General features: G+C 69.0%; 26 protein-coding genes. 13 read left to right on the plus strand and 13 right to left on the minus strand.

Annotation, left to right across the window (positions count from 1 at the left end; translation table 11 throughout):
* Positions 1–32 precede the first annotated feature (32 nt).
* Genes BDK89_RS07360 through BDK89_RS07385 form a run of 6 tightly spaced genes read left to right on the plus strand, consistent with a single transcriptional unit; the run spans position 33 to position 4,418 of the window.
* A complete protein-coding gene (locus BDK89_RS07360) occupies positions 33–248 on the plus strand; it encodes a hypothetical protein (RefSeq protein WP_133868323.1) in 216 nt (71 codons plus the stop codon).
* A 29-nt stretch (positions 249–277) separates the two neighbouring features.
* A complete protein-coding gene (queG, locus tag BDK89_RS07365) occupies positions 278–1,372 on the plus strand; it encodes a tRNA epoxyqueuosine(34) reductase QueG (protein ID WP_133868324.1) in 1,095 nt (364 codons plus the stop codon).
* The gene (locus tag BDK89_RS07370) at positions 1,369–2,493 is read left to right on the plus strand and encodes a glycosyltransferase family 4 protein (RefSeq protein WP_133868325.1); all 1,125 of its coding nucleotides are present in this window, start codon (positions 1,369–1,371) and stop codon (positions 2,491–2,493) included. The genes queG and BDK89_RS07370 overlap by 4 nt, the downstream gene beginning before the upstream one ends.
* Before the next feature lie 45 nt (positions 2,494–2,538).
* A complete protein-coding gene (locus BDK89_RS07375; RefSeq protein WP_133868326.1) occupies positions 2,539–3,030 on the plus strand; it encodes a hypothetical protein in 492 nt (163 codons plus the stop codon).
* A complete protein-coding gene (locus BDK89_RS07380; protein WP_166657439.1) occupies positions 3,023–3,457 on the plus strand; it encodes an SRPBCC family protein in 435 nt (144 codons plus the stop codon). The genes BDK89_RS07375 and BDK89_RS07380 overlap by 8 nt, the downstream gene beginning before the upstream one ends.
* A 10-nt stretch (positions 3,458–3,467) precedes the next feature.
* Complete coding sequence (locus tag BDK89_RS07385) at positions 3,468–4,418, plus strand: ROK family protein (RefSeq protein WP_133868328.1); 951 nt, start codon at positions 3,468–3,470, stop codon at positions 4,416–4,418.
* A 39-nt stretch (positions 4,419–4,457) separates the two neighbouring features.
* On the opposite strand, the gene BDK89_RS07390 is transcribed toward BDK89_RS07385, so the two are convergent.
* Positions 4,458–4,967 (minus strand): inorganic diphosphatase, encoded by a 510-nt coding sequence (locus BDK89_RS07390; protein WP_133868329.1) that lies wholly within the window; start codon positions 4,965–4,967, stop codon positions 4,458–4,460.
* Between the two features lie 91 nt (positions 4,968–5,058).
* Between BDK89_RS07390 and BDK89_RS07395 the strand changes: the two genes are divergently transcribed.
* A complete protein-coding gene (locus BDK89_RS07395) occupies positions 5,059–6,264 on the plus strand; it encodes an aminotransferase class I/II-fold pyridoxal phosphate-dependent enzyme (protein ID WP_133868330.1) in 1,206 nt (401 codons plus the stop codon).
* An 88-nt stretch (positions 6,265–6,352) separates the two neighbouring features.
* On the plus strand, positions 6,353–6,970 hold the full coding sequence (locus BDK89_RS07400; protein ID WP_133868331.1) for an ACT domain-containing protein: 618 nt from the start codon (positions 6,353–6,355) through the stop codon (positions 6,968–6,970).
* Between the two features lie 90 nt (positions 6,971–7,060).
* Here BDK89_RS07400 and glpK read toward each other — a convergent pair whose 3' ends face one another.
* Together glpK and BDK89_RS07410 are read right to left on the minus strand one after the other, a co-directional pair.
* Positions 7,061–8,548 (minus strand): glycerol kinase GlpK, encoded by a 1,488-nt coding sequence (glpK, locus tag BDK89_RS07405; RefSeq protein ID WP_208294000.1) that lies wholly within the window; start codon positions 8,546–8,548, stop codon positions 7,061–7,063.
* 47 nt (positions 8,549–8,595) lie between these two features.
* Positions 8,596–8,949 carry a hypothetical protein gene (locus BDK89_RS07410; RefSeq protein ID WP_133868332.1) on the minus strand — a complete coding sequence of 118 codons (354 nt, stop codon included), beginning with the start codon at positions 8,947–8,949 and terminating at the stop codon, positions 8,596–8,598.
* A gap of 120 nt (positions 8,950–9,069) precedes the next feature.
* Between BDK89_RS07410 and BDK89_RS07415 the strand changes: the two genes are divergently transcribed.
* On the plus strand, positions 9,070–10,104 hold the full coding sequence (locus tag BDK89_RS07415; RefSeq protein ID WP_133868333.1) for an ATP-dependent 6-phosphofructokinase: 1,035 nt from the start codon (positions 9,070–9,072) through the stop codon (positions 10,102–10,104).
* Here BDK89_RS07415 and BDK89_RS07420 read toward each other — a convergent pair whose 3' ends face one another.
* From BDK89_RS07420 to BDK89_RS07440, 5 genes are read right to left on the minus strand one after another with little or no spacing between them, the layout of a single operon-like run.
* Positions 10,105–10,701, minus strand: a complete 597-nt coding sequence (locus BDK89_RS07420) for a GerMN domain-containing protein (protein ID WP_133868334.1) — start codon at positions 10,699–10,701, stop codon at positions 10,105–10,107.
* Positions 10,698–12,170 carry a HAMP domain-containing sensor histidine kinase gene (locus BDK89_RS07425; protein ID WP_133868335.1) on the minus strand — a complete coding sequence of 491 codons (1,473 nt, stop codon included), beginning with the start codon at positions 12,168–12,170 and terminating at the stop codon, positions 10,698–10,700. The genes BDK89_RS07420 and BDK89_RS07425 overlap by 4 nt, the downstream gene beginning before the upstream one ends.
* A gap of 34 nt (positions 12,171–12,204) precedes the next feature.
* Complete coding sequence (locus BDK89_RS07430) at positions 12,205–12,885, minus strand: response regulator (RefSeq protein WP_133868336.1); 681 nt, start codon at positions 12,883–12,885, stop codon at positions 12,205–12,207.
* A 45-nt stretch (positions 12,886–12,930) separates the two neighbouring features.
* Complete coding sequence (locus tag BDK89_RS07435; RefSeq protein ID WP_133868337.1) at positions 12,931–13,752, minus strand: inositol monophosphatase family protein; 822 nt, start codon at positions 13,750–13,752, stop codon at positions 12,931–12,933.
* Positions 13,749–14,030, minus strand: a complete 282-nt coding sequence (locus tag BDK89_RS07440; protein WP_133868338.1) for a hypothetical protein — start codon at positions 14,028–14,030, stop codon at positions 13,749–13,751. Before BDK89_RS07440 ends, BDK89_RS07435 begins: the two co-directional genes overlap by 4 nt.
* 110 nt (positions 14,031–14,140) lie before the next feature.
* Between BDK89_RS07440 and BDK89_RS07445 the strand changes: the two genes are divergently transcribed.
* Positions 14,141–14,878: a polyprenol monophosphomannose synthase gene (locus BDK89_RS07445; protein WP_208294001.1), complete on the plus strand. Its 738-nt coding sequence runs from the start codon at positions 14,141–14,143 to the stop codon at positions 14,876–14,878.
* Positions 14,879–14,885: 7 nt separating this feature from the next.
* On the opposite strand, the gene BDK89_RS07450 is transcribed toward BDK89_RS07445, so the two are convergent.
* Complete coding sequence (locus tag BDK89_RS07450; protein ID WP_133868340.1) at positions 14,886–16,301, minus strand: serine hydrolase domain-containing protein; 1,416 nt, start codon at positions 16,299–16,301, stop codon at positions 14,886–14,888.
* A gap of 91 nt (positions 16,302–16,392) precedes the next feature.
* On the opposite strand from BDK89_RS07450, the gene BDK89_RS07455 reads away from it, so the two are divergent.
* Complete coding sequence (locus tag BDK89_RS07455) at positions 16,393–16,923, plus strand: beta-class carbonic anhydrase (RefSeq protein ID WP_133868341.1); 531 nt, start codon at positions 16,393–16,395, stop codon at positions 16,921–16,923.
* Between the two features lie 27 nt (positions 16,924–16,950).
* Here BDK89_RS07455 and BDK89_RS07460 read toward each other — a convergent pair whose 3' ends face one another.
* A complete protein-coding gene (locus tag BDK89_RS07460) occupies positions 16,951–17,409 on the minus strand; it encodes a MaoC family dehydratase (RefSeq protein WP_133868342.1) in 459 nt (152 codons plus the stop codon).
* A 64-nt stretch (positions 17,410–17,473) separates the two neighbouring features.
* On the opposite strand from BDK89_RS07460, the gene era reads away from it, so the two are divergent.
* Positions 17,474–18,322 carry a GTPase Era gene (era, locus tag BDK89_RS07465; RefSeq protein WP_133868343.1) on the plus strand — a complete coding sequence of 283 codons (849 nt, stop codon included), beginning with the start codon at positions 17,474–17,476 and terminating at the stop codon, positions 18,320–18,322.
* Positions 18,323–18,325: 3 nt separating this feature from the next.
* Here era and BDK89_RS07470 read toward each other — a convergent pair whose 3' ends face one another.
* Both BDK89_RS07470 and BDK89_RS07475 read right to left on the minus strand, forming a co-directional pair.
* Positions 18,326–19,105: a GerMN domain-containing protein gene (locus BDK89_RS07470; protein WP_133868344.1), complete on the minus strand. Its 780-nt coding sequence runs from the start codon at positions 19,103–19,105 to the stop codon at positions 18,326–18,328.
* Positions 19,102–20,487, minus strand: coding sequence for a HAMP domain-containing sensor histidine kinase (locus BDK89_RS07475; protein WP_133868345.1), 1,386 nt, complete (start codon positions 20,485–20,487; stop codon positions 19,102–19,104). Before BDK89_RS07475 ends, BDK89_RS07470 begins: the two co-directional genes overlap by 4 nt.
* 301 nt (positions 20,488–20,788) lie before the next feature.
* Between BDK89_RS07475 and BDK89_RS07480 the strand changes: the two genes are divergently transcribed.
* Positions 20,789–21,472 (plus strand): response regulator transcription factor, encoded by a 684-nt coding sequence (locus BDK89_RS07480; RefSeq protein WP_133868346.1) that lies wholly within the window; start codon positions 20,789–20,791, stop codon positions 21,470–21,472.
* A gap of 131 nt (positions 21,473–21,603) precedes the next feature.
* On the opposite strand, the gene BDK89_RS07485 is transcribed toward BDK89_RS07480, so the two are convergent.
* Positions 21,604–22,359 (minus strand): enoyl-CoA hydratase-related protein, encoded by a 756-nt coding sequence (locus BDK89_RS07485; protein WP_133868347.1) that lies wholly within the window; start codon positions 22,357–22,359, stop codon positions 21,604–21,606.
* Between the last annotated feature and the right edge of the window lie 25 nt (positions 22,360–22,384).

The raw sequence follows: 22,384 nt of genomic DNA on the forward strand, positions 1-22,384 counted from the left end.
CTGTGTGACAGCCCTTCGTCAGGATGGGGTGCATGAACAAGAACGGTTGGGGCATCACCATCAGCTGCGACGACTGCCGGATGCAGAGCACCTCGGCGTGCGACGACTGCGTCGTCAGCTTCCTCCTACGAGACGACGAACAGGTCGAGCAGACGCCGCTCGTGCTCGACCTCGATCAGGTGCGAGTCGTGCGCCTGCTCGGCAAGGCCGGGCTGGTGCCCGACCTGCGGTACGACGTCGCCAGCTGACCCGGCGAGGCTGCTCGTACGCTGGTCGCATGCGACGCACCGAGCCGCTCCCGACCTGGGACGAACTGGTCGCGCTCGCGTCCGAGCACGACATCCACCACGTCGGTGTCGCACCGGCCGATGTGCTCGAGCGTGCCCGCATCGCGCTCGTCGAACGCAAGGAGGCCGGTCTCCACGCCGGCATGGAGTTCACGTACCGCAATCCCGACCGATCCACCGACCCGTCCCGAGCGGTCGAAGGCGCCCGCTCGGTGCTCGTGTTCGCCAAGCCGTACCTGGCCGAGCACGAACCGGAACGCCCTCCCGGCGTCCAGGGGCGAGTCGGCCGCTACGCCTGGGTCGACCACTACGGCCCATTGCGCACGAGCCTGCAGGAGATCGCCCGTCGCATCCGCCGTTCCGGCCACCGGGCCACGGCGTTCACCGACGACAACTCGATCGTCGACCGCGAAGTCGCCTACCGCGGCGGTCTCGGCTGGTTCGGCAAGAACGCCAACCTGCTCCTCCCCGGCGCCGGCAGTTTCTTCGTGCTCGGTTCGATCATCACCACTGCCCACTACGAGCCGAACGAGCCGGTCAAGGACGGCTGCGGTAGCTGCCGCCGGTGCCTCGACGGGTGCCCCACCGGGGCGATCGTCGCCCCCGGGGTGGTCGACGCCAATCGGTGTCTCGCCTGGCTGGTGCAACAGCCGGGCACGTTCCCGCACGAGTATCGCGAAGCGCTCGGCGATCGCTTCTACGGGTGCGACGACTGCCAGGAGGTGTGTCCGCCCACGGTGCGCCTGGGAGGCCGCCACGAGGTCGACATCGTCGAACTGGCGCGGCACCCCCGTGGCCAGCACCCACCCGACGGCGGGGTGCAGGCCTGGGTCGACATGCTCGACGTGCTCGAGATGTCCGACGACGACCTGGTCGCCCACTTCGGTCGTTGGTACCTCGCCGGCCGCGACCCCATCTGGTGGCGACGCAACGCCCTCGTCGTACTCGGCAACGTCGGCGATGCCGCCGATGAACGCACCCGCCGCGTGCTCGACCACTACCGTGCCCACGACAGCGAGCTGCTGCGCGAGCACGCCGACTGGGCGGCCGGGCGGCTCGGCCTGCAATCCAGCGAACGACCGTGAAGCACCTCCTCGTCACCAACGACTTCCCACCCAAGATCGGCGGCATCCAGTCCCTCCTGTGGGAGTGGTGGCGTCGGCTGCCGCCCGAGCAGTTCGCCGTGCTCACCAGCCCGTACGACGGCGCCGCCGAGTTCGATGCCGAGCAGGCGTTCCGCGTCGACCGGGTGCCCGAGCCGGTGCTGTTGCCGCACCCGATCATGACCAAGCGCGTCAACGACATGGCGAAGGAGTTCGGTGCCGAACTCGTCGTGCTCGACCCTGCCGTGCCGCTCGGGCTGATCGGGCCCACCCTCGACCTCCCGTATGACGTCGTGCTCCACGGCGCCGAGGTCACCGTGCCCGGTCGTCTCCCCGGCAGCAAGCAGGCGCTGGCCTGGGTGCTCCGCAACGCCCGGCACGTGATCGCAGCGGGTGAGTACTCGTCGGCCGAGGCCGATCGTGCAGCCGGGCGAGCATTGCCGACCACCGTCGTGCCACCCGGCGTCGACACCGAACGGTTCCGCCCCCTGACCGCCCCCGAGCGCTCCGCCGCCCGCGCCGATTTCGGTCTGCCCGTCGACGGTCAGGTGATCGTCGGCGTGTCGCGCCTCGTACCCCGCAAGGGATTCGACACCGCGATCCGGGCGGTCGCTCGCATGCGCGAGTCGCATCCCGACCTCGTGTTGGCGATCGCCGGGAAGGGCCGCGACGACGACCGCCTCCGCAAGCTCGCCGACGAGCTCGACGCACCCGTCCGCTTCCTCGGCCGAGTGGCGAACGACGATCTCCCGCGCATCTACGGCTGCGCCGACGTGTTCACCATGCTGTGCCGCAACCGGTGGGGCGGTCTCGAGCAGGAAGGATTCGGCATCGTGTTCGTCGAAGCGGCCGCTTGCGGGGTTCCCCAGGTCGCCGGCCAGAGCGGCGGAGCTGCCGAAGCGGTGGCCGACGGTGAGACCGGTCTGGTGCTCGACGAGCCGGGCGCCGACGACGCTCCGGCCCGCGCCGCCGAGGCGTTCGCGACCCTGCTCGACGACGAGGCGCTGCGGACCCGGATGGGCGCGGCGGCACGCGAACGGGCGCTGACCGACTTCAGCTACGACGTCTTGGCCGCCCGCCTCGGGGCCGCCCTCGACGTCTGATCGCCCGACCCCCGCAACCGGGCTCGTCACCCGTAGCCTGGGGGTATGGAGCACCGCGACGCGATCATCCGGGTCGATATCGCGCTGACGCTCGTGTTCGCCGTCACCGCCACCTATGCCGCGGTCGTGTTCGACACGACAGCCCAGTGGATCGGTGCGATCACGGCGATGATCCTGTTCACCATCGGTGTGTTCGCGTTCTTGTGGTCGTACTGGTCGGCCGTGCAGCGCAGCCGCACCGAGGAGATCGCCGTCACCCAGCTCTACATGCTGATGGGAGCGGCGATCCCGAGCGTGGTCCGACGCACGATGAACCTGGCACTGCTCGCCCAGTTCCTCATCGCACTCGTGACGACGTTCATGCGGCCGAACGGCCCCGAGGGCAACCCCGGCTCGTCCCTGGCGGTCGGTTTCCTGGTGCCGATGCTCGGGTTCGGACTGAACGGACTGTGGGCGGTGACCCACGGCACCTTCGAGCCGCGCCGACAAACCACCCCATCAGATGAGGAAATCAGGCAGAATGCAGACCATGGCTGAGACCGCGACCGAATCGATCACCATTGCGGCGCCTCTCGACAAGGTGTGGGAGATCGCCACCGATCTCGAGAACTACCCGACGTGGACCCACGACGTGAAGGAAGTCGTCATCACCAACCGTGACGACGAAGGCCGCCCGCACGAGGTCGAGTTCCGCACGTCCGCACTCGGGCGCAGCACGCACTACACCCTCGAGTACGACTACACCTCCGCACCGAAGAAGCTCGCCTGGAGCATGGTGAAGGGCGACATCCAGCGATCGATCGACGGCGCGTTCACGTTCCAGTCCACCGACGACGGCAACACCCACGTGCAGTACGACCTCGCCATCGAACTGGTCGTCCCGCTGCCGGGTTTCGTGAAGCGTCGCGCCGAGCGCCGCATCCTGAACGCCATCAAGGAACTGAAGACGTTCGCCGAGGCCTGAGGGGCCTCCCGTGTCGACCGGTCTGTCCGTCGGCATCGACGTCGGCGGCACCAAGTGCCTCGGCATCGCGCTCGACGCCGACGGTGAGATCGTCGCCGAAGAGCGTCGACCCACCCCGCGCGGCGACGGCTCGATCCCGCTGCTGATCGACACCCTCGCCGAACTCGCCGACGCGCTCGGACCGTACGACGAACTCGGCGTCGGTGTGCCCGGCCTCGTGACCCGAGCCGGTGTCCTGCGGGCCGCCCCGAACCTCGACGGCGTCGCCGACGTCGACATCGCCGGCCGGCTCGGCGCCGAGGTCGGTCATCGCGTCCGCGTCGACAACGATGCGACGTGCGCCACCGTGGCCGAGTGGATGTTCGGCGCCGCGCAGGGCGTGTCCGACATGGTGCTCGTCACCCTCGGCACCGGCATCGGCGGTGGACTCGTGCAATCCGGTCACCTCCAGCGCGGTCGAAACGGGTTCGCGGGGGAGTACGGCCACATGGTGGTCGACCCGGCCGGACCGCCCTGCCCGTGCGGCCGACGCGGCTGCTGGGAACGCTACGCCTCCGGTTCCGGCCTCGCCCGGCTCGCTCGCGAAGCGGCGGTCGGGCGGCGGGTGAGCAGGGTGCTCGAACTCGCCGGCGGCGACCCCGAAGCGGTTCGCGGCGAGATGGTGCAGCAGGCAGCCCGAGAAGGCGACGCCGACTCGCTCGCCGTCATCGACGACTTCGGCCGGTGGGTCGCGATCGGACTCGTCTCACTGTCGAACGCACTCGATCCGGAGATGTTCGTGCTCGGTGGGGGACTGGCGGCGGGCGCCGACCTGTACCTCGACCCGATCAAGGCGTGGTACCAGGAGCTGATCTACCAGCCCGACCTTCGCCCGATGCCGCGCATCGAGTTCGCCCGCTGGAGCGAACGAGCCGGCGCCGTCGGCGCCTCCCTCCTCTGGGCGGCCCACGACGCCTGGTGAGACGACGCAAGCCGTCGCGACGCCGGCGAACCGCCGTCGTCAGTGGGGGTTGGCGGCGAAGTTCTGCTGGGAGGTCCTGATCTCTTCCCAGGCCTCGTCGCGGCCGCCCATGCCCTGGGCGGAGGAGTACTTGTCGGGCTCGAGGGCCTTGTAGACCTCGAAGAAGTGCGTGATCTCGGCCCGGAGCTGCGGGGTGAGGTCGTCGATGTCGTGCACGTTCGCCCAGCGCGGTTCCTTCGGCGGCACGCAGATGAGTTTGGCGTCCTCGCCCGCCTCGTCGCGCATGTACAGCACACCGATCGGGCGAGCCTCGACCCAGACCCCCGGGTACACCGGATCTTCGAGCAGGACGAGGGCGTCGAGCGGGTCGCCGTCGCCGGCCAGCGTGTCGGGCACGAAGCCGTAGTCGGCCGGATACGTGGTGGCCGTGAACAGGCGGCGGTCGAGGAAGACCCGGCCGCCTTCGTGGTCGATCTCGTACTTGTTGCGGCTCCCACGCGGGATCTCGATCACGACGAAGATGCAGCCATCAGCAGGCGTCTTGCTCATTCCGGTGAGCTTACGACCGCCGAACCCGGCTGCTTCACTTTGCGTCAATCGCACCATGGGCGGGCGGGGCCGAGCCTGTAGCGTCGCTCACATGGAATTCCGCCGGATCTCGAATCTGCCGCCGTACGTGTTCACGATCATCAACAACCTGAAGGTCGAAGCACGTCGAGCAGGCGCAGACGTGATCGACCTGGGTTTCGGCAACCCCGACATCCCGTCGCCCGAGATCGCGGTCCAGAAGCTGACCGAGGCGGCCCAGAACCCGCGCAACCACCGCTACTCGCTCAGCCGTGGTCTGCCGAAGCTGCGTGAGGCGATCGCCGGCTACTACAAGGACACCTGGGACGTCGACCTCGACCCCGAGCTCGAGATCACCAACACGATCGGCTCGAAGGAAGGCTTCAGCCACCTCATGTGGGTACTGCTCGAACAGGGCGACGCCGCGATCGTCCCCACGCCGAGCTACCCGATCCACATGTACGGCCCGCTGTTCGCCGGCGCCGACCTGCGCCAGGTGCCGATCAAGGGCCTGAGCCACCCCGAGGCCCGCGAGAACTTCACGGAGAACTTCTTCGACAGCCTCCACACCGCGTACGACGTCGGCTGGCCCAAGCCGCGCGTGCTCGTCATCTCGTTCCCGCACAACCCGACCGGCGCCTGTGTCGACCTCGACTTCATGCAGCGCGTCGTCGACTTCTGCCGCGAGCGAGAGATGATCGTGGTGCACGACTTCGCCTACGCCGACGTCGGCTTCGACGGGGTCCAGCCCCCGTCGATCCTCCAGGCCGAGGGCGCCAAGGAAGTCGCGGTCGAGCAGTACTCGATGACGAAGAGCTTCTCGATGGCCGGCTGGCGCAGCGCGTTCATGCTCGGCAACGCCGAAGTCGTCCAGGCGCTCGTCAAGCTGAAGAGCTATCTCGACTACGGCATGTTCCAGCCGGTGCAGATCGCGTCGACCGTGACGATCAACGAGGCCGCCGACTTCCCGAAGGAGGTGTGCGCCACGTACGAGAGCCGCTGCGACACCCTGATCGACGGGCTCGGACGGATCGGCTGGGACGTCCCCAAGCCCGGCGGCACCATGTTCGTGTGGGCGCCGATTCCCGAGGCATACGCCGAGATGGATTCGGTGGAGTTCTGCTCGATGGTCGTCAACGAGTGCGACGTCGCACTCTCGCCCGGTGTCGGCTTCGGCCCCGGCGGCGAGGGATACGCCCGCTTCGCACTGATCGAGAACGAGAAGCGGATCCAGCAGGCGATCCGCAATCTGCGCAAGGGCCTCACCAAGCTCGGCTGAGGCCGACGCTCCACACGCGTCCGCGGCGGGGCGAGACTGTCACGTCGCCGACACAGAGGCGTTACATCCCGTGTCTACCCTGCCGCCCGTGTACACTGTCGTCGTCCGCGTCTGGCTGCCCGATCGCCCCGGCGCGCTCGGCCAGGTGGCCAGCCGCGTCGGTGCCGTGAAGGGCGACGTGCTCGCGATCGAGATCCTCGAGTCGGGCGGCGGCCGCGTGATCGACGAACTCGTCGTGGCGTTGCCCGATGCCGACCTCGTCGACTTGATGATGAACGAGGTGCACGCCATCGACGGGGTGTCGGTCGAGCACGTCCGCCCGCTCGACGGCGGCTACGTCGACGGCGGGTTGCTGGCGCTGTCGCTCGCCGCCGAGGTCGCCGAGGCGGCCGCGAGTGAGCGACTCGACCGGTTCGCCGACGCAGCGCTCCGCCTGACGGAGTCGGAGTGGACGATGGTCGTGCGCGACGGTGCGATCGTCGCATCGCGAGGGGATACGCCGAACGCCGAGTTCGTGTCGTCGCTCCTGGCCGGGCGGAGCCACCTCATCGACCCGAGCCAGGCGACGGGCGATCTGTTCTGGGCCGATCTGCCCCTCGCCGGCGCGTGGATCGCAGCCGGCCGGAGCGACCGCCCGATCCACGAACGCGAACGGGTCCGCCTCGACCTCTTCACCCGAGTCGCCGACCCCCTCCTCGTCGGTTGATGTCGGTTGATGTCTGACATCAACCGACCAGGTCGTTCGAGCCCGAGTTCCTGGTTGGTCGGTTGATGTCTGACATCAACCGACCGGTCGTCAGTCGGCCCAGGCTCGGCTGCGGTCGACGGCTCGTAGCCACTGGGCGTGGGCGGTGTCGCTGACGGTGCGATCGGGCTCGGGTTCGAACGTGGCGTCGAGCTGCCAGGCGGCCTGGATGGCGTCGAGATCGGGCCACACACCCTCCGCGAGGCCGGCCAGGAACGCCGCGCCGATCGCCGTCGTCTCCTGATCGACCGGACGGCGGACGGTGACGCCGAGCTGGTCGGCCTGCATCTGCAACATGTCGTCCATCACCGACGCCCCACCGTCGACCCGCAGATCGGTGATCGGGGTGCCGCTGGCGGCGACCATGGCATCGACGACGTCGCGGGTCTGGTACGTCATCGACTCGACGACCGCCCGGGCGATGTGAGCTCGGGTCGTGCCACGGGTGATGCCGACGATCGTGCCACGGGCGTACGGATCCCACCACGGTGAGCCGAGCCCGGTGAACGCCGGCACCACGAAGACGCCGTCGGAGTCGGGGACACTCGCCGCCATCGGGCCGATCTCGGCCGCCTCGTCGATGATGCCGAGCCCGTCGCGCAGCCACTGGATCGCGGCGCCGGTCACGAAGATGGCACCCTCGAGGGCGTAGGCGACGGTGCCGTCGGCGAGCTCCCAGGCGATGGTGGTCAGCATGCCCTCGGTCGGTTCGGGGTAGTCGGCTCCCACGTTGAGCAGGACGAAACTGCCGGTGCCGTAGGTGTTCTTCGCCATGCCGGGCTCGAAGCAGGCCTGGCCGAACAGTGCGGCTTGCTGGTCGCCAGCGACTCCGCTGACCGGGATACCGGCGGGCACACCGCACCGGTCGGAGGTGACGCCGAACCTGCCACTCGAGGGACGCACCTCCGGCAGGGCGTCGATCGGTACGTGGAGCAGCTCACAGAGGTCGGGGCACCAACGGCGTTCGCCGATGTCGAACAGCATCGTGCGGCTGGCGTTGGTCACGTCGGTCGCGTGGACGTCGCCGCCCGTCAGGTTCCAGATCAGCCAGGAGTCGATCGTGCCGAGTGCGAGATCGTCGTCGGTCGGGATGTCTCGTTCGCGCAGCAGCCATTCGAACTTGGTGCCGGAGAAGTACGGGTCGAGCACGAGCCCGGTCCGGTCGCGGACCAGTTCGAGATGGCCCGCCGCTTCGAGCTCGTCACAGCGCCCGGCGGTTCGACGGTCTTGCCACACGATCGCCGTGCCGTACGGCTCGCCGGTGGTGCGGTTCCAGGCGACGACCGTCTCGCGCTGGTTGGTGATCCCGATCGCGGCGACGTGGTCGAGCCCGACCTCGGCGATCACGTCGTCGAGGGTCGTGCGAGCCGCCTCCCAGATCTCGGTGGCGTCGTGCTCGACCCAGCCCGGTTGCGGGTAGTGCTGGGTGAACTCGCGGTACGACGCGACCGCCGGCCGCCCATCGGGGAACACGGCTCGACTGCGGACGCCGGTCGTGCCGGCGTCGATGGCGATGACGCACACATCTCGATCACTCACGGCCGATCACCGTAGTTCGCCGATCTGCGCAGACGCCCGTTCGCCGGTCAGCGGCGCTTGCGCTTGCCGCCGGGGCGGGACTGGCCGCCACCGGTGCGGCTGGTGGGCGCCGCCTTCGGCTTGGGGCCGGCCGGGGCAGCCTCGTCGGCCTTCGACGACGATGCCTTGGCGGCCGACTCGGCGCGCAGTTCCTTCAGCGTCTTGCGTCGATATCCGAACTTCGCCAACACGTAGCCGAACCCCAGGTAGAGCGGGCCGCTGACGAGCAGGCCGGCCGTCACGCCGACGATCGACGAGTTGTCGAACACGAACAGGAACAGCACGAACATGATGGCGACGTAGATCAGCCATTCGTTGACCATCCGTCGCCACGGAACCGGGCGGGTGGAATCCCATGCCATGGCTCGTTCCTACCATCTGAGACGAAAAACCGGCCAGAAAACCCCTGGCGGAACGTGACGCGGCGCCCGTCGGGTCGGGAGCGGTTGCAGCCCCACCCCGGACGCGTAGGCTCAACGGCCGTGCGTGTCGGAGTGCTCACCGGTGGAGGCGACTGCCCAGGGCTGAACGCGGTCCTGCGCGCCATCGCCCGCAAGGGCGAACGCGTCTTCGGCGACGAGCTCGTCGGTTTCGTCGACGCGTGGGACGGCGTGATGGAACGTCGAACGACGCCGCTCACCATCGAGACGATGCGCGGCTCGCTGCCCCGCGGTGGCACCGTGCTCGGCACCCGTCGCGGCAGCCCGTTCGATCATCCCGACGGCGTCGACCGCGTCAAGACCGCGATGGCCGAGCTCGGCCTCGAGGCGCTCATCGTGATCGGCGGCAACGGCTCGTTGTCGGTCGCGTGCAAGCTGTACAACGAGCACGGCATCCCCGTCGTCGGTGTTCCCAAGACGATCGACAACGACATCGAGGGCACCGACGTCACCTTCGGCTTCAACACCGCCGTCCAGATCGCGACCGACGCCATCGACCGGCTCCACACCACCGCCGAGAGTCACGACCGTGTGATGGTCGTCGAGGTGATGGGCCGACACAGTGGCTGGATCGCGACGACGGCCGGCATCGCCGGCGGTGCGACGGCCGTCCTGATCCCGGAGCACCCATTCGACATCGACGAGGTATGCGAACGCATCATCCGTCGGCACAACCGTGGCCGGTTCGCCTCGATCATCGTCGTCGCCGAGGGCGCCACGCCCAAGGAAGGCACGTTCGACGTCGGCGAGCGCGAGATCGACCGCTTCGGTCATGTCCGGCTCGGCGGCATCGGCAACCTGCTCGCCTCCGAGATCGGCCTCCGCACCGGGTTCGAGACGCGGCCGGTGCTGCTCGGTCACGTGCAGCGCGGCGGCACCCCGACCGCGTACGACCGCGTGCTGTCGACCCGGTTCGGCGTCGCAGCGATCGACGCCGTCCACCGTGGTGCGTTCGGCACGATGGTGGCCCTGCACGGTGCCGAGATCGGGGAGACCCCGCTCGTCGACGTGATCGGCCGGACCCGGCCGGTCGACCCTGCCCTCTACACCGACGTCGCCGAGATCTTCTTCGCCTGATCAGGCGTTGCTGACGGGCCCGGCCGGGAAGGCGGGCTGGCTGGTCTGGATCAGACCGGGATAGTCGTAGACGCGCAGCGGCGAGGCCGTCGTGTCGCCGCCCGGCGTCGGTGCGGAGAGGCGCTCGTTGTCGATCTCGATCTGGACGGTCTCGATGCCGTCGAGCTCGGTCGCCGTGTACACGATCTGTGCGATCGCACGCACGAGGCTCTGGGTGTCGAGCTCGATGATGTCGGCCGACAGGTCGACCGTCAGGTTCTGTCCCTGGATGGTCGCGTCGTTGAGTTCGGTCGTCGACGGGATGGCCGTCGTGAACTGCGCCTCGATCTCGTCATCGTTCGGTCCGCGCAGCAGGGTCTCCATCAGATCGGTCGCCGAGTCGGCTTCACGCTGCACCGAGCGGAGCAGGCGGTCGTCGCCCGGACCGATCAGGTAGATGCGGTCGGCGCCCGCCGCGATGTCTCCCGACGACTCGTCGGACGTCTCGAGTGCCTGCTCGGCCTCGGGCAGGTCGCGCGGCGACGAGTCGGGCTGCACGCCGCACGCCGCGGCCGCGAGCAGCCCGATGGTCAGGCAGGCGAGTCGGATGCGGGTCATTCGTCGAGTTCCTCCGCCGGCAACTCGATCACGAACCGGGCGCCTGGTTCGCCGTCGAGACGGTCGGTCACCCACACCTTGCCACCGTGCATCCGGACATGTTCGTCGACCAGCGACAGGCCGAGGCCCGCACCGTCGTTCGAGGCCCGTCGACCTGCCACGCCGCCACGGGCGAAGCGTTCGAACACGAGGTCGCGTTCGTGCTCCGGGACGCCGGCACCGTGGTCTTCGACAGCGATCCGGACGAGTGTGATCGGCCCATCGCCGTCGGGGGTGACCTCGCTGATCGCAACCTCCGGCCGGCCGCCACCGTGGACCCGTGCGTTGTCGATCAGGTTGGCGACGACGCGGGCGAGGCGGCGACGGTCGCCGTTGATCAGCAGCATCTCGGCTCGTTCGCTCACTGCGACCGACGTGTCGGGCAGGCTGCTCACCGACACCGCCGCCCGCACGAACTCTGCGACGAGCAGCTCTTCCATGTGAAGCCGGACCGCGCCGGCATCGAACCGGCTGATCTCGAGCAGGTCCTCGACGAGCCCCTGGAACCGGATCACGTCGCTCTTGAGCAGATCGAGCGCCGCCTGCGCACGCTCGGGCATCTCGTCGCGCCGGGCGTCCATCACCTCGACCGAGGCCGAGAGCGTCATGAGCGGTGACCGCAGCTCGTGGCTGACGTCGGAAGCGAATCGGGCGTCGCGTTCGATGCGCGTCTGGAGCGAGTTCGCCATGTCGTTGAACGAGTTGGCGAGCACGCTCAGGTCGGGATCTTCGGTCGGTTCGAGTCGGGTGTCGAGCCGGCCGCCCGCGATCGCCTTGGCGGCCTGCGCGGCCACACCCACGGGCCGCACCGCTCGACGAGCAGCGAACGACCCCAGTGCGATGCCGAGCGCCGTGGTGATCAGGGTGCCGAGCAGCAGTGACAGCCGCACTGACTGCAGCGTCTCCTCGACCTCGCCGAGGCTGAAGAACTCGAAGTACGCGGACTCGTCGTCGTCGAGCGGGTATCCGACGAGCAGGTTCGGTTCGCCACGAACGTCGACGATCTTGCGGGAGGCGACGCCCTCGAGGATCACGCGCTCGCTCAGGTCGTCGGGGACCTCGGTCTCGTCGTAGAACGTCTCGCCCTCGCGCCAGTCGGCGTTGTACCAGATCAGGGGGCGGTCGACGCCGATGCTCTCGAGCGCCTCCAGCGCCTGCGCCGAGTTCGGCGGACCCGCTCGCAACGCCTGCTGGGTCTGGATGGCGTGCAACCTGGCGGCGTCGCGCGAGGCCGTGTCGTGCTGCTGCACCACCGACGTCCGGGCGAAGCCGTAGGTGAGGAACGCGAGCAGCACCGACAGGCCCAGTGCGCCGAACGAGAACGTCAGCAGGATGCGGCGACGCAGACCCCACCCGCCGCGTGCGGGAGGTGCGGGACCGTCCTGGAGCGAGCCGATCGTGGCCGGTGGGGCGCTGGCGATCGTGCTCACGGCGTCAACTCGAACGAGGCGCCCACCGCGCCGCTCAGGTCTGGAGGCGGTAGCCGAGGCCGCGCACCGTCACGACGTGGCGGGGGTTGGCGGGATCGTTCTCGACCTTGGTGCGCAGACGGCGGACGTGCACGTCGACCAGACGGCCGTCACCGAAGTAGTCGTAGCCCCACACCTTGTCGAGCAGGGCCTCACGGCTGAACACCTTGCCCGGGTTCTCGGCGAGTTCGCACAGCAACCGGAACTCGGTCTTGGTGAGGTGCACCTCGTCGCCGTCCTTGAGGACCTTGCCCTCCTCGGGGACGAGTTCGAGGTCGCCGAACACCAGGCGAGCGTGCGACGGGCCCGACGGGCGCACACGGCGGAGCAGCGCCCGGATCCGGGCCGACAGCTCCTTGGCCTGGAACGGCTTGGTGAGGTAGTCGTCGGCGCCGGCTTCGAGACCGGCGACGATGTCATGGGTGTCGTTGCGCGCCGTGACCATTACGACGGGGACGTCGCTCGTGCGGCGGATCGTGCGACACAGCTCGAATCCGTCGATGCCGGGCAGCATGATGTCGATCAGGACGACGTCGGGGACGACCTGGTTGAACAGCTCGATCGCGACCTCGCCGCTCTCGGCTTCGTCGACCGTCCAGCCCTCGTCTTCGAGCGCGAGTTTGACCGCCGAACGGATGCGTTCGTCGTCTTCCACGGCGAGGATGCGGGTACCCACGGCCTCCATGATGCCGCAAAACGACGCCGTTCGGCGGGCAATAGGTCAGGAAGTGCCTGGTGAGGCGTCGATCGCCCGCTGCAGCACGGCCAGAAACGCCGCGTGGACCTGCGGCGCGGCGGCCACCGTGTCGTCGGGTCGGGCACGGCCGCCCACGCTGTCGCTGGTGATCGCGCCGGCTTCGCGGGCGATGAGCTCGCCCGCCGCGGCGTCCCACGAGTTCAGGTGACGCTCGTAGTAGACGTCGAGGCGACCGCACGCGACCATGCACAGGTCGTACGCGGCGGAGCCCAGCCGACGGATGTCGCGGACGTCGCCGATCAGCTCGGCGACGATGCCGGCCTGGACTCGACGCACGTCGGCGGCGTAGGCGAACCCGGTGCCGACGAGGGCGAGCGCGACGTCGCTGCGGTCGCTCGCCTCGATGGCGACGCCGTTGCGGGTGGCGCCGCCGCCGAGGTGGGCGCTGAAGAGCTCGTCAACCGGTGGCACGGCGACCGCACCGGCGATCATCTCGTCACCGTGGGCGACGGCGACCGAGCACGACCAGGCCTGGTGGTCGTAGACGTAGTTCGTCGTGCCGTCGATCGGGTCGACGTGCCAGGCGAAGCCCGACGTGCCGGTGTCGTCCGTGCCTTCCTCGCCGACGATCGCATCGTCGGGACGGATACGGCGGAGTTCACCGACGATGTGGGCCTCTGCGGCGCGGTCGAACTCGGTGACGAGGTCGGTGCTGGTCGACTTGGTGTCGCCGCCGAACGAGCTACCGGCCGCCCGTCGACCGTCGAGCGCGATGGCGCCGGCTTCGCGTGCGAGGCGCTCGGCCAGCGCCCGGAGTTCGCGGCGCTCGTCGTCGGAGACGCTCATCGGGGAGCGTGCCCGGCGCGTTCGCGGTCGTTGATCTCGCGCCATTCGCCCATCGCACGCAGGGCGAGCACCGCGACGATGGCGAGACCGGCGGCGCACAGGACGGCACCGATGAGCAGCCCGAAGCCCTTGGCGACCGTGTTGTCGCCGCTCGTCTGGAGATCGACGAGTGCGTAGCCGATGAGGCCGCCGGCCAGGCCGCCGAGGAGGATCGTCACGAACGCGATCGCTCGGGCGGCAACGGGCGGAATCGCGGAGAGGGGTCGGGATTCGCTCACGACTCCGAGGCTACCGACGCCGCCTGGACGCCGCAGGCAGGAGTCCGAGGCGTGCCCCGCTCGGTCCGGTCGACATCTTCCGGTGGGGGTGGCCGATAGTGTTCGCGGCCGTGCGAGTGACGGTGGTGATCCCCACCTATCAGGAGGCGGGCAACATCGAGGCGGTGCTCCGAGGGGTGCGAGCCTCGTTGCCCGACGCCCGCGTGCTCGTCGTCGACGACGCAAGCCCCGACGGCACGGCCGACATCGCCCGGTCACTGGCGGACGAACTCGGGGCGGTCGACGTCGTCGATCGGCCCGCCAAGTCGGGTCTCGGGAGCGCCTATCGCGACGGTTTCCGTCGTGCGATCGACGACGGCGCCGAGATCTGCGTCCAGCTCGATGCCGACATGTCTCACGACCCGACCCTGTTGCCGGTGCTCGTCGCCAACGTCGAACTGGGTGCCGACCTGGCGATCGGCAGTCGGTACGTGCCCGGTGGTCGCACGGTCGACTGGCCGGGCAGCCGCCGGGCTCTGTCGCGCTGGGGCAACCGGTATGCCGCCGGCGTGCTCGGCCTCGCGGTCAACGACGCAACGGCCGGCTATCGGGCCTATTCGAGCGAAGCGCTCGAACGGATGGGGTTCGAGGCCGTCCGAGCCGAGGGATACGGCTTCCAGGTCGAGATGACGCACCGGCTCGTCCGCGCCGAGGGGAAGGTCGTCGAGTTCCCGATCACGTTCCGGGAACGGACGGCGGGCGAGTCGAAGCTCTCCGGCGGCATCGTGCGAGAGGCGGCCGGTCTGGTCGTGCGGCTCTGGCTCGCCGATCGCCGCGGTCGTCGCGAGCGGCGTCGACGCGGCTTCTGACCCGCCGTCAGTCGTCGGCGGGCTTCACCTCGTACTGCTGCACGCGTGCCGGCCGCATCGGCGCCAGCGAGAACGTGACGACGAACCGTCGATCGTCGCCGTCGTGGCAGACGACTCGTGCCGCAGCGTCGCTGGTCGGCTCGATCGTGTCGATCGACAACGCGCCGTGCCGTCGCGCCCGTTCGGCACGGCGGGTATGGGCATCGTCGGGGTCGACGTTGTCGGCGAACAGATCGGTCAGCGTGTCGGCGTCGACCTCACTGCCCGAGGCCCACCTCGACAGCACGTCGACGAGCAGGCGGCCTGCGTCGTCGAGTTCGGCGCTCGGTGACGGCGTCGGGACGCTGTCGGCTCCGAGTTCGTGGAGCCGGTCGTGGATCCGAGCACCCAGCTCGGTCATCGGGGCGTAGGTGGTGTTCGACAGGGTCACGATGCCGAGCGAGCCGCCCGGCGTCCACCGCATGTTCGAGCCGTAGCCGGGCAACCCGCCGCTGTGGGAGATGACCGTGCCGAGTTCGGGTTCGTCGAGGATCCGCACGCCGTAGCCGTAGCTCGACGGGAACCGGACACCGCGCAGGGTGCGCTGCCCCACGTAGCGCTGCGGCGTCTGCATCTCGCGTCTCGACGCCCGCGAGAGCGGACCGTCGTCGGCGCCGTCGCGGGCCGGGAACGCATCGGCCAGCCACGACACCCATCGTGCGAGGTCGGCGACTGTCGTCCAGATGCCACCCATCGGGGCGATCAGCCCGTCGGGCGGGGTCGGCAGCTCCTCCGCCCACACGCCGTCGTCGCAGCGCATCGGCCGCGCCCAATCGTCGTGGTCGGGCTGGTCCCAGGTCGTCCGGGTCATCCCGAGCGGGTCGAGCAGGCGCGTCGACACGTGTTCCCGCAGCCGGACCCCGGTGGCGCGGTGGATCACCCGTCCGAGCAGGGCGAACCCGAAGTTCGAGTACTCGTGACAGGATCCGGTGGGTCGGGCGAACACGAGGCCACCGGCGATGATGCGGTCGAACTCGTCGTCGGTGAGGTCGAGGTGCCGGTCGGCCCACGGGTCGTCGGTGACGAGTCCGCTCGACATGCACAGCAGGTCGCGGACCGTGATCGGCGGCGCGTCGGAGGTCGGCGACCGGACGTCGGCCAGCTCGGGGGCGTACTCGCCGAGGGGCGCGTCGAGCCGCAGGACGCCGTCGTCGCGCAGCAGCAACGTGACGGCCGCCGAGAACGACTTGGTCATCGACGCGATCCGGTACACCGTGTGCTCGGTCGGCGCCGACTCGCCGACCTCGCCGGTCGATCCGGTCAGCGTCAGCTCGCCGTGGCGGACGATGCCCCAGGCGATCGAGGAACAGGTGCGTCCAGCGGCGAAGTCGGCAACGAGCCGGTCGATCTCGTCGACGTCGATGAGGGGGTCCTGGTCGGTCACCCCGCCATCATGGTCGATCGTGTTCCCGGCGCGCCGGGCGACGGGTCGACGGGCAGGTGTGGAACCGGGGTGGTTCGGCTATTTTCCGGTCATGGACCTCGACCCCGCCACCGCTGCCGACGCCGCCTCGTTCACGCCGAGCGCCGACGAGTTCGTGCGTCGCAACAACGAGTACGCCGAGCACTTCGCCCATGGCGGACTGCCGGTGCAGCCCGCCCGACACGTCGCGATCGTCGCGTGCATGGACTCGCGGATGCCGATCTTCCAGATCCTCGGCATGGAGTACGGCGAGGCGCACGTCATCCGCAACGCCGGTGGCGTCATCACCGACGACGTCATCCGCTCGTTGACCCTGTCGCAGCGCTACCTCGGCACCCGCGAGATCATCCTCATGCACCACACCGACTGCGGCCTGCAGCGGGTGACCGAGGACCAGCTGAAGAGCGAGCTCGAAGCCGAGCTCGGCATCAAGCCGTGGTGGTCGGTCGAGTCGTTCACCGACCCGTACGCCGACACCCGTCAGTCGATCGAGCGGTTGAAGCTGACGCCGTTCCTGCCGTTCAAGGAGCACATCCGCGGCTTCGTGTACGACGTCGACACCGGTCGCCTCGACGAGGTCTGACGACCTCGCCGAGGCCCGGCAACGGCCTCACTCGTACGAGCGGAAGATGATCTCGGCGACGCAGCTCGGCTTGGCGGCGCCCTCACACTCGAAGGTGAACTCGAGCGTGGTCTGCACGCCGCCGGCGATGTCGTCGACCTGGAGCAGCTTGACGCCGAGGCGGACCTTCGAGCCGACCGGCACAGGCGACGGGAAGCGGACCTTGTTGGCGCCGTAGTTGACGCCCATCGAGAACCCGGTGATCGAGACGACCTGCGGGTAGAGCATCGGTCCGAGCGACAGGGTCAGGTAGCCGTGGGCGATCGGGCCGCCGAACGGGCCGGCCTTGGCCTTTTCGACGTCGACGTGGATCCACTGGTGGTCGCCGGTGGCCTCCGCGAACTGGTTGACCTGTTCCTGGGTCACTTCGACGTAGGGGCTGTAGCCGAGATGTTCGCCGACGAGCGACTTGAGTTCGTCGGCACCGTTGATCACGCGTGCTGTCATGCGGCCAAGCTTGCCACCGGTGTGGGGGAGCGGACGAATGGGCGGTGCGCCGTAGCCTGTCGGCATGTCGGAGTTCCGCTCGGGATTCATCACGTTCGTCGGTCGGCCCAATGTCGGCAAGTCGTCGCTCGTCAACGCGATCTGCGGCCGCAAGATCTCGATCGTGTCCGACAAGCCGCAGACGACCCGCCACCGGATCATGGGCGTGCTGACCCGACCCGACGCCCAGCTCGTCTTCGTCGACACGCCCGGACTGCACAAGCCGGTCTCGGCGCTGGGCGAACGTGTGAACGCCACGGCCCTCGAGTCGACCGAAGACGTCGACGTGCAGTGCCTGGTGCTCGACGCCACGAAGCCGTTCGGCAAGGGCGACCGCTGGGTCGCCGACCGCCTGCACCTGCCGCGCGCGGTGGTGATCGTCAACAAGATCGACGCGGCGTCCGAACAGCAGGTCATCGCCATGCTCGGCGCCGCATCCGAGCTCGATGCCGAGGCGTACTTCCCGGTGTCGGCCAAGTCGGGCAAGGGGATCGGCCCGCTCGTCGACCACCTGACGGGTCGCCTGCCCGAGGGGCCGAAGTTCTTCGGTGACGACGAAGCGTCCGACATGCCCGAGGAGCAGTTCGTCGCCGAGCTGGTTCGCGAGCAGCTGCTCGCGGTCACCCGTGACGAGCTCCCCTATTCGATCGCCACCCGCGTCACCGAGTGGGAGTGGCCTCGCATACGCGTCGACATCGTGGTCGAGCGCGAGAGCCAGAAGGGCATGGTGATCGGCAAGGGCGGCTCGGTGCTCAAAGAGGTCGGCAAACGCGCCCGTGCCCAGATGCCGGAGGGCGTCTATCTCGAACTGCGCGTGAAGGTCGACAAGGACTGGCAGCGCCGAGCCGACCGCGTCGAGCGACTCGGGTACTGACGCCTACCCGTCCTGGCTCGGCGCGACCGTCGTCGTGGTGGTGGTCGTCGTGGTCTCGGTCGCGGCCGAGCTGCTGACGATCAGGTCGGCGAAGTCGTCGAAGGCCAACAGGTCGTCGGGGCCGCTCATGTCGTCGACCGCCGGCACGAACACCACGTACGGCTCTCCGTCGGACTCGAACGTGACGAACGCGATGTTCCCCTGATCCGGTGTACGGAACGAGGTGAACGTGAGCACCATCTGGGCGATGGCGCGCCGTTGCTGTGCCTCCGACATGCGGTCGAGCACGGTCGGGTCGAGAATGATCGTCGCGACACCCCGTTCGGGGACGACGTCGACGATCAGGCCGGGCCTGACCGACGTCCGCAGGCCGAGCGCCGACAGACCGGTGGTCGACTCCAGGGCGGCGACCACCTCTTGCGTCGACGGGTTCTGCCGTCGGTTCACCTCGAGCGGGCTCAGGTCATCGGACGACCCGATCGTGTAGTACACGGTGATCGGCTCGACCTGTGCGGGCAGCGTGGTCGTCGTGCTCGAGGGCGGCGGGGGCGCCGTCTCGCCCGGCACGGTCGGCGGCGGCATGGTCGTGGTGGTCGTCGTGGTGGTCGTCGACGTGGTGGTGGTCGTCTGCTCGGTCAGCTGATCGGGGATGTCGTCGACGTTGTACGGGGTGACCCGTTCGTCGGTCGGGAGTCCGCACGCAGCGACGACGACGGACACGAAGGCCATGAGTGCGACGAGCGCCGCCGTCCGTCGGGCGACTCGGGGGTTGGGGTCGGTCATCCTGCGTCCTCCGTCGGGATCCGCACGACGAAGCGTGCACCCCCACCTCGTCGGTCCTCCACCCACGCCTCACCGCCGAGCGCCGCAGCGTGCTCGGCCACCAGCGCCAGGCCCAGACCGGTACCGATCCGGTTGCGGGCGGCGCTGCCGCGGGCGAACCGCTCGAAGATGCGGGTCTTCTCGCTCGCCGCCACGCCGGGACCGGCATCCTCGACCGCGATCAGGACGGCGTGCTTGATGTCGGCCGGTTCGATGGCGATCCGGGTCGGTCCGCCGCCGTGGTTCTCGGCGTTGTCGAGCAGGTTCCCGAGCACCCGCTCGAATCGGATGCGGTCGATGAGGGCCTTGCGGGGCGCCTTGGCGTGGACTTCGATCGGCAGCTCGCCGTACCCGTAGCGCTGCGACACCCGGTCGCACAGCTCGACGATGTCGATCGGTTCGCGGTGGAGGTCTTGTGCACCGGCTTCGAGACGGGACAGTTCGAGCAGGTCGATGACCATGTCGTCGAACCGGCGGACCTGGCTGACGACCACGTCGAGCGCCTGCTGGGTGCGTTCGGGCAGATCGTCCCGCCGAGCGTCGAGCACCTCGACGGCGGCGGTGAGCGCAGTGATGGGGGAGCGGAGCTCGTGGCTGACGTCGGACGCGAAGCGTTGCTCGCGTTCGATCCGTTCCTGAACGGCGTCGGCCATCTCGTTGAACGAGCCGGCGAGGCGGTTGAGGTCGGGGTCGGACTCCTCGTCCATGCGCACCTCGAGCGAACCGGACGCGATGTCGCCGGCGGCATCGGCGACGCGCGAGACCGGGCGCAGGAGCCGACGGCTGGTCGACCAGCCGAAGAACGTCGCCACGATCGCGGCGAGCGCGGTGCCGATGATCAGTGCGGTCGCCAGGACTCGCAGGGCGTTCTCGGTGCTGTCGAGCGGGAACGCCTCGATGTAGCCGACGTCGTAGGCCCGGATGTTCACACCGACGGCGAGCCAGGTGTCGCCCTCGTACTCGTACAGCTGCTGCCCGTACTGGCGGGACGCGACCGCCTCGACCAGCTCGGACGGAAGATCCTCGATCGACCAGCCGGACCGCGACGAGATCTGTCGGAGCGGCTCGGTCTCGAGGTCGGGGAGGAGCACCCCGAACGCGTCGGGTTCGTAGTCGAGGTCGATCACGAACTCGCCGATGTCGGCGTCGGCGTCGTAGGCGCCTCGGATGTCCTGAGCGTGGAAGATGGCGTCGTTGCGGGCGTCGGCGATGCGTTGTTCGAGCAGCGAGTTGCGAGCGAACAAGAACGTGGCGACGGCGAGCGCCATGCCGCCGATCAAGGCCATGGCGCCGAAGAACAGGGTGACCCGCGTGCTGAGGCGGAGTGATCGCTGGCGAGCCATGGCGCGGACCAGTGTGGCACGATGGTGCGGCGATCGGGATCCGGAGGAGGTGCTCCGTGCGGTGCCTGCGCCCGAGGAGATGGACTCGACTCGAGGAGTTTCTCGCTGCCGGTGAGGCTCCAGGGGGAGGAAGGAACCCCACCGGGGCAGCGTGAACAGTCATCATTGTGAAGTTCGTGTGTGACGGTGGAGCGTTCGAACTGTGCGATTTCTGTAACAAAGATCGACGAAATCGCTCACATCACCCCAGTTCAGAGGGGTTTCTCCCACGGAACGGGATTCATGACAGACTGACCGGACCGTGAACACCCTCCTCTTCATCGAAGACGACGACGGCATCCGACTCGCCCTCCGGCTCGCGCTGGAAGACGAGGGCTACACCGTGCACGAGGCCGTCGACGGCGGGACGGGGCTCGCCGCCTTCGCCGAGCACGACGTCGATCTGGTGCTGCTCGACCTGCGTCTGCCCGACATGTCGGGCTTCGACGTGTGCCGCTCGATCCGCGCCGAGTCGATCACCCCGATCATCATGATCACCGCACAGACCGACACCCACGACATGGTGGCCGGACTCGAGGCGGGCGCCGACGACTACGTCACGAAGCCGGTCGTGCCGAAAGAGCTCGCCGCCCGCATCCGGGCGTTGCTGCGCCGGGTGCATCTGCACGAGGCGACGTCATCGACGTCGTCGACCCGGTTCGGTGATCTCGAGCTGCGTCGTGAGCAGGGGATCGTGCTGAAGGGTGGTGACGAGCTGAGTCTCACCAAGACCGAGTACCGACTGCTGTGCGAGTTCGCCGACCATGCCGGCGCCGTGTTGTCGCGCGATCAGTTGCTCGAACGGGTGTGGGGTTACGAGTACCTCGGCGATTCCCGCCTGGTCGATGCCCACGTGCGCCGACTGCGCCTGAAGATCGAAGACCACCCCGACGACCCGAAGCTCATCGTCACCGCACGAGGCATCGGCTATCGCCTCATGACGTGAGTCGGATGAGGCCAAGTCGGATGAGGTCAGACCCCAACCGACGAGGTGGCCGTGATCACCGAAGTGGGACGGTCGGTTGGGGACGGTCGGTTGGGGTCTGACCTCATCCGACGGTCGGTTGGGGTCTGACCTCATCCGACGGGCCAGGTGGGGCGGCGCTTTTCTTTGAAGGCGGCCATGCCTTCCTGGGCGTCGGGGCCGGCGAACAGTTCGTCGCTGAGGGCTCGCATCTCGTCGAACGCCGCGTCGCGGTCGAGGGTCGGCACCCGGTGCAACAGGTGCTTGGTCTCGCGGACGGCTCGCGGTGCGCCGGCGCGGATGCCGTCGCACAGCTCGGCGACCGTCGCCGCGACGTCGTCGCTCACGTGCGTCACCAGCCCGATCGATCGGGCCTCGTCGGCGTCGAACACCTCGCCGGTCAGCATCGCTGCAGCGATCTTGCCCGGCGGTACGCGCCGCAGGATCGGCACCGAGATGATCGCCGCAGCGACGCCGATGCGCACCTCGGTGAGCGCGAACGTCACCGACCGGTCGACCACGACGAGGTCGCACGAGGCCATCAGTCCGATGCCGCCCGCCCGTACCGCGCCGTCGACGGCGGCGATGGTGGGTCGGCCCGTGTCCATCAACCGTCGCATCACATCGACCATCGGCGACGAATCGGGCGGACCGCTCGCCGACGACCGCTCCTTCAGGTCGGCACCGGCACAGAACGCCGGGCCTTCGTGACGCAGAACGATCGCCCGGGCGTCGGCGGCTTCGGCCTCGTCGAGGCATTCGGCGAGCTCGCGGATCAGGTGCGACGACAGGGCGTTGCGGTTGTGCTGCGAGTCGAGCGTGATCGTGGCGACGCCGTCGGCGAGTTCGTGACGAACGAGTTCTCCCATCCGCCCGACCGTACTCAGACGGTCG

Origin of the sequence: Ilumatobacter fluminis (genome assembly GCF_004364865.1) — a bacterium.
GTDB classification, from domain to species: Bacteria; Actinomycetota; Acidimicrobiia; order Acidimicrobiales; family Ilumatobacteraceae; genus Ilumatobacter; species Ilumatobacter fluminis.

Excerpts from the sequence above, each read along its gene's own strand:
- queG (WP_133868324.1), top strand. The coding sequence starts at position 278 with ATGCGACGCACCGAGCCGCTCCCGACCTGGGACGAACTGGTCGCGCTC.
- BDK89_RS07475 (WP_133868345.1), bottom strand. The coding sequence starts at position 20,487 with ATGGCTCGCCAGCGATCACTCCGCCTCAGCACGCGGGTCACCCTGTTC.
- BDK89_RS07435 (WP_133868337.1), bottom strand. The coding sequence starts at position 13,752 with ATGAGCGTCTCCGACGACGAGCGCCGCGAACTCCGGGCGCTGGCCGAG.
- BDK89_RS07410 (WP_133868332.1), bottom strand. The coding sequence starts at position 8,949 with ATGGCATGGGATTCCACCCGCCCGGTTCCGTGGCGACGGATGGTCAAC.
- BDK89_RS07395 (WP_133868330.1), top strand. The coding sequence starts at position 5,059 with ATGGAATTCCGCCGGATCTCGAATCTGCCGCCGTACGTGTTCACGATC.
- BDK89_RS07460 (WP_133868342.1), bottom strand. The coding sequence starts at position 17,409 with ATGACAGCACGCGTGATCAACGGTGCCGACGAACTCAAGTCGCTCGTC.
- BDK89_RS07375 (WP_133868326.1), top strand. The coding sequence starts at position 2,539 with ATGGAGCACCGCGACGCGATCATCCGGGTCGATATCGCGCTGACGCTC.
- BDK89_RS07470 (WP_133868344.1), bottom strand. The coding sequence starts at position 19,105 with ATGACCGACCCCAACCCCCGAGTCGCCCGACGGACGGCGGCGCTCGTC.
- era (WP_133868343.1), top strand. The coding sequence starts at position 17,474 with ATGTCGGAGTTCCGCTCGGGATTCATCACGTTCGTCGGTCGGCCCAAT.
- BDK89_RS07380 (WP_166657439.1), top strand. The coding sequence starts at position 3,023 with ATGGCTGAGACCGCGACCGAATCGATCACCATTGCGGCGCCTCTCGAC.
- BDK89_RS07390 (WP_133868329.1), bottom strand. The coding sequence starts at position 4,967 with ATGAGCAAGACGCCTGCTGATGGCTGCATCTTCGTCGTGATCGAGATC.
- BDK89_RS07485 (WP_133868347.1), bottom strand. The coding sequence starts at position 22,359 with ATGGGAGAACTCGTTCGTCACGAACTCGCCGACGGCGTCGCCACGATC.
- BDK89_RS07420 (WP_133868334.1), bottom strand. The coding sequence starts at position 10,701 with ATGACCCGCATCCGACTCGCCTGCCTGACCATCGGGCTGCTCGCGGCC.
- BDK89_RS07455 (WP_133868341.1), top strand. The coding sequence starts at position 16,393 with ATGGACCTCGACCCCGCCACCGCTGCCGACGCCGCCTCGTTCACGCCG.
- BDK89_RS07360 (WP_133868323.1), top strand. The coding sequence starts at position 33 with ATGAACAAGAACGGTTGGGGCATCACCATCAGCTGCGACGACTGCCGG.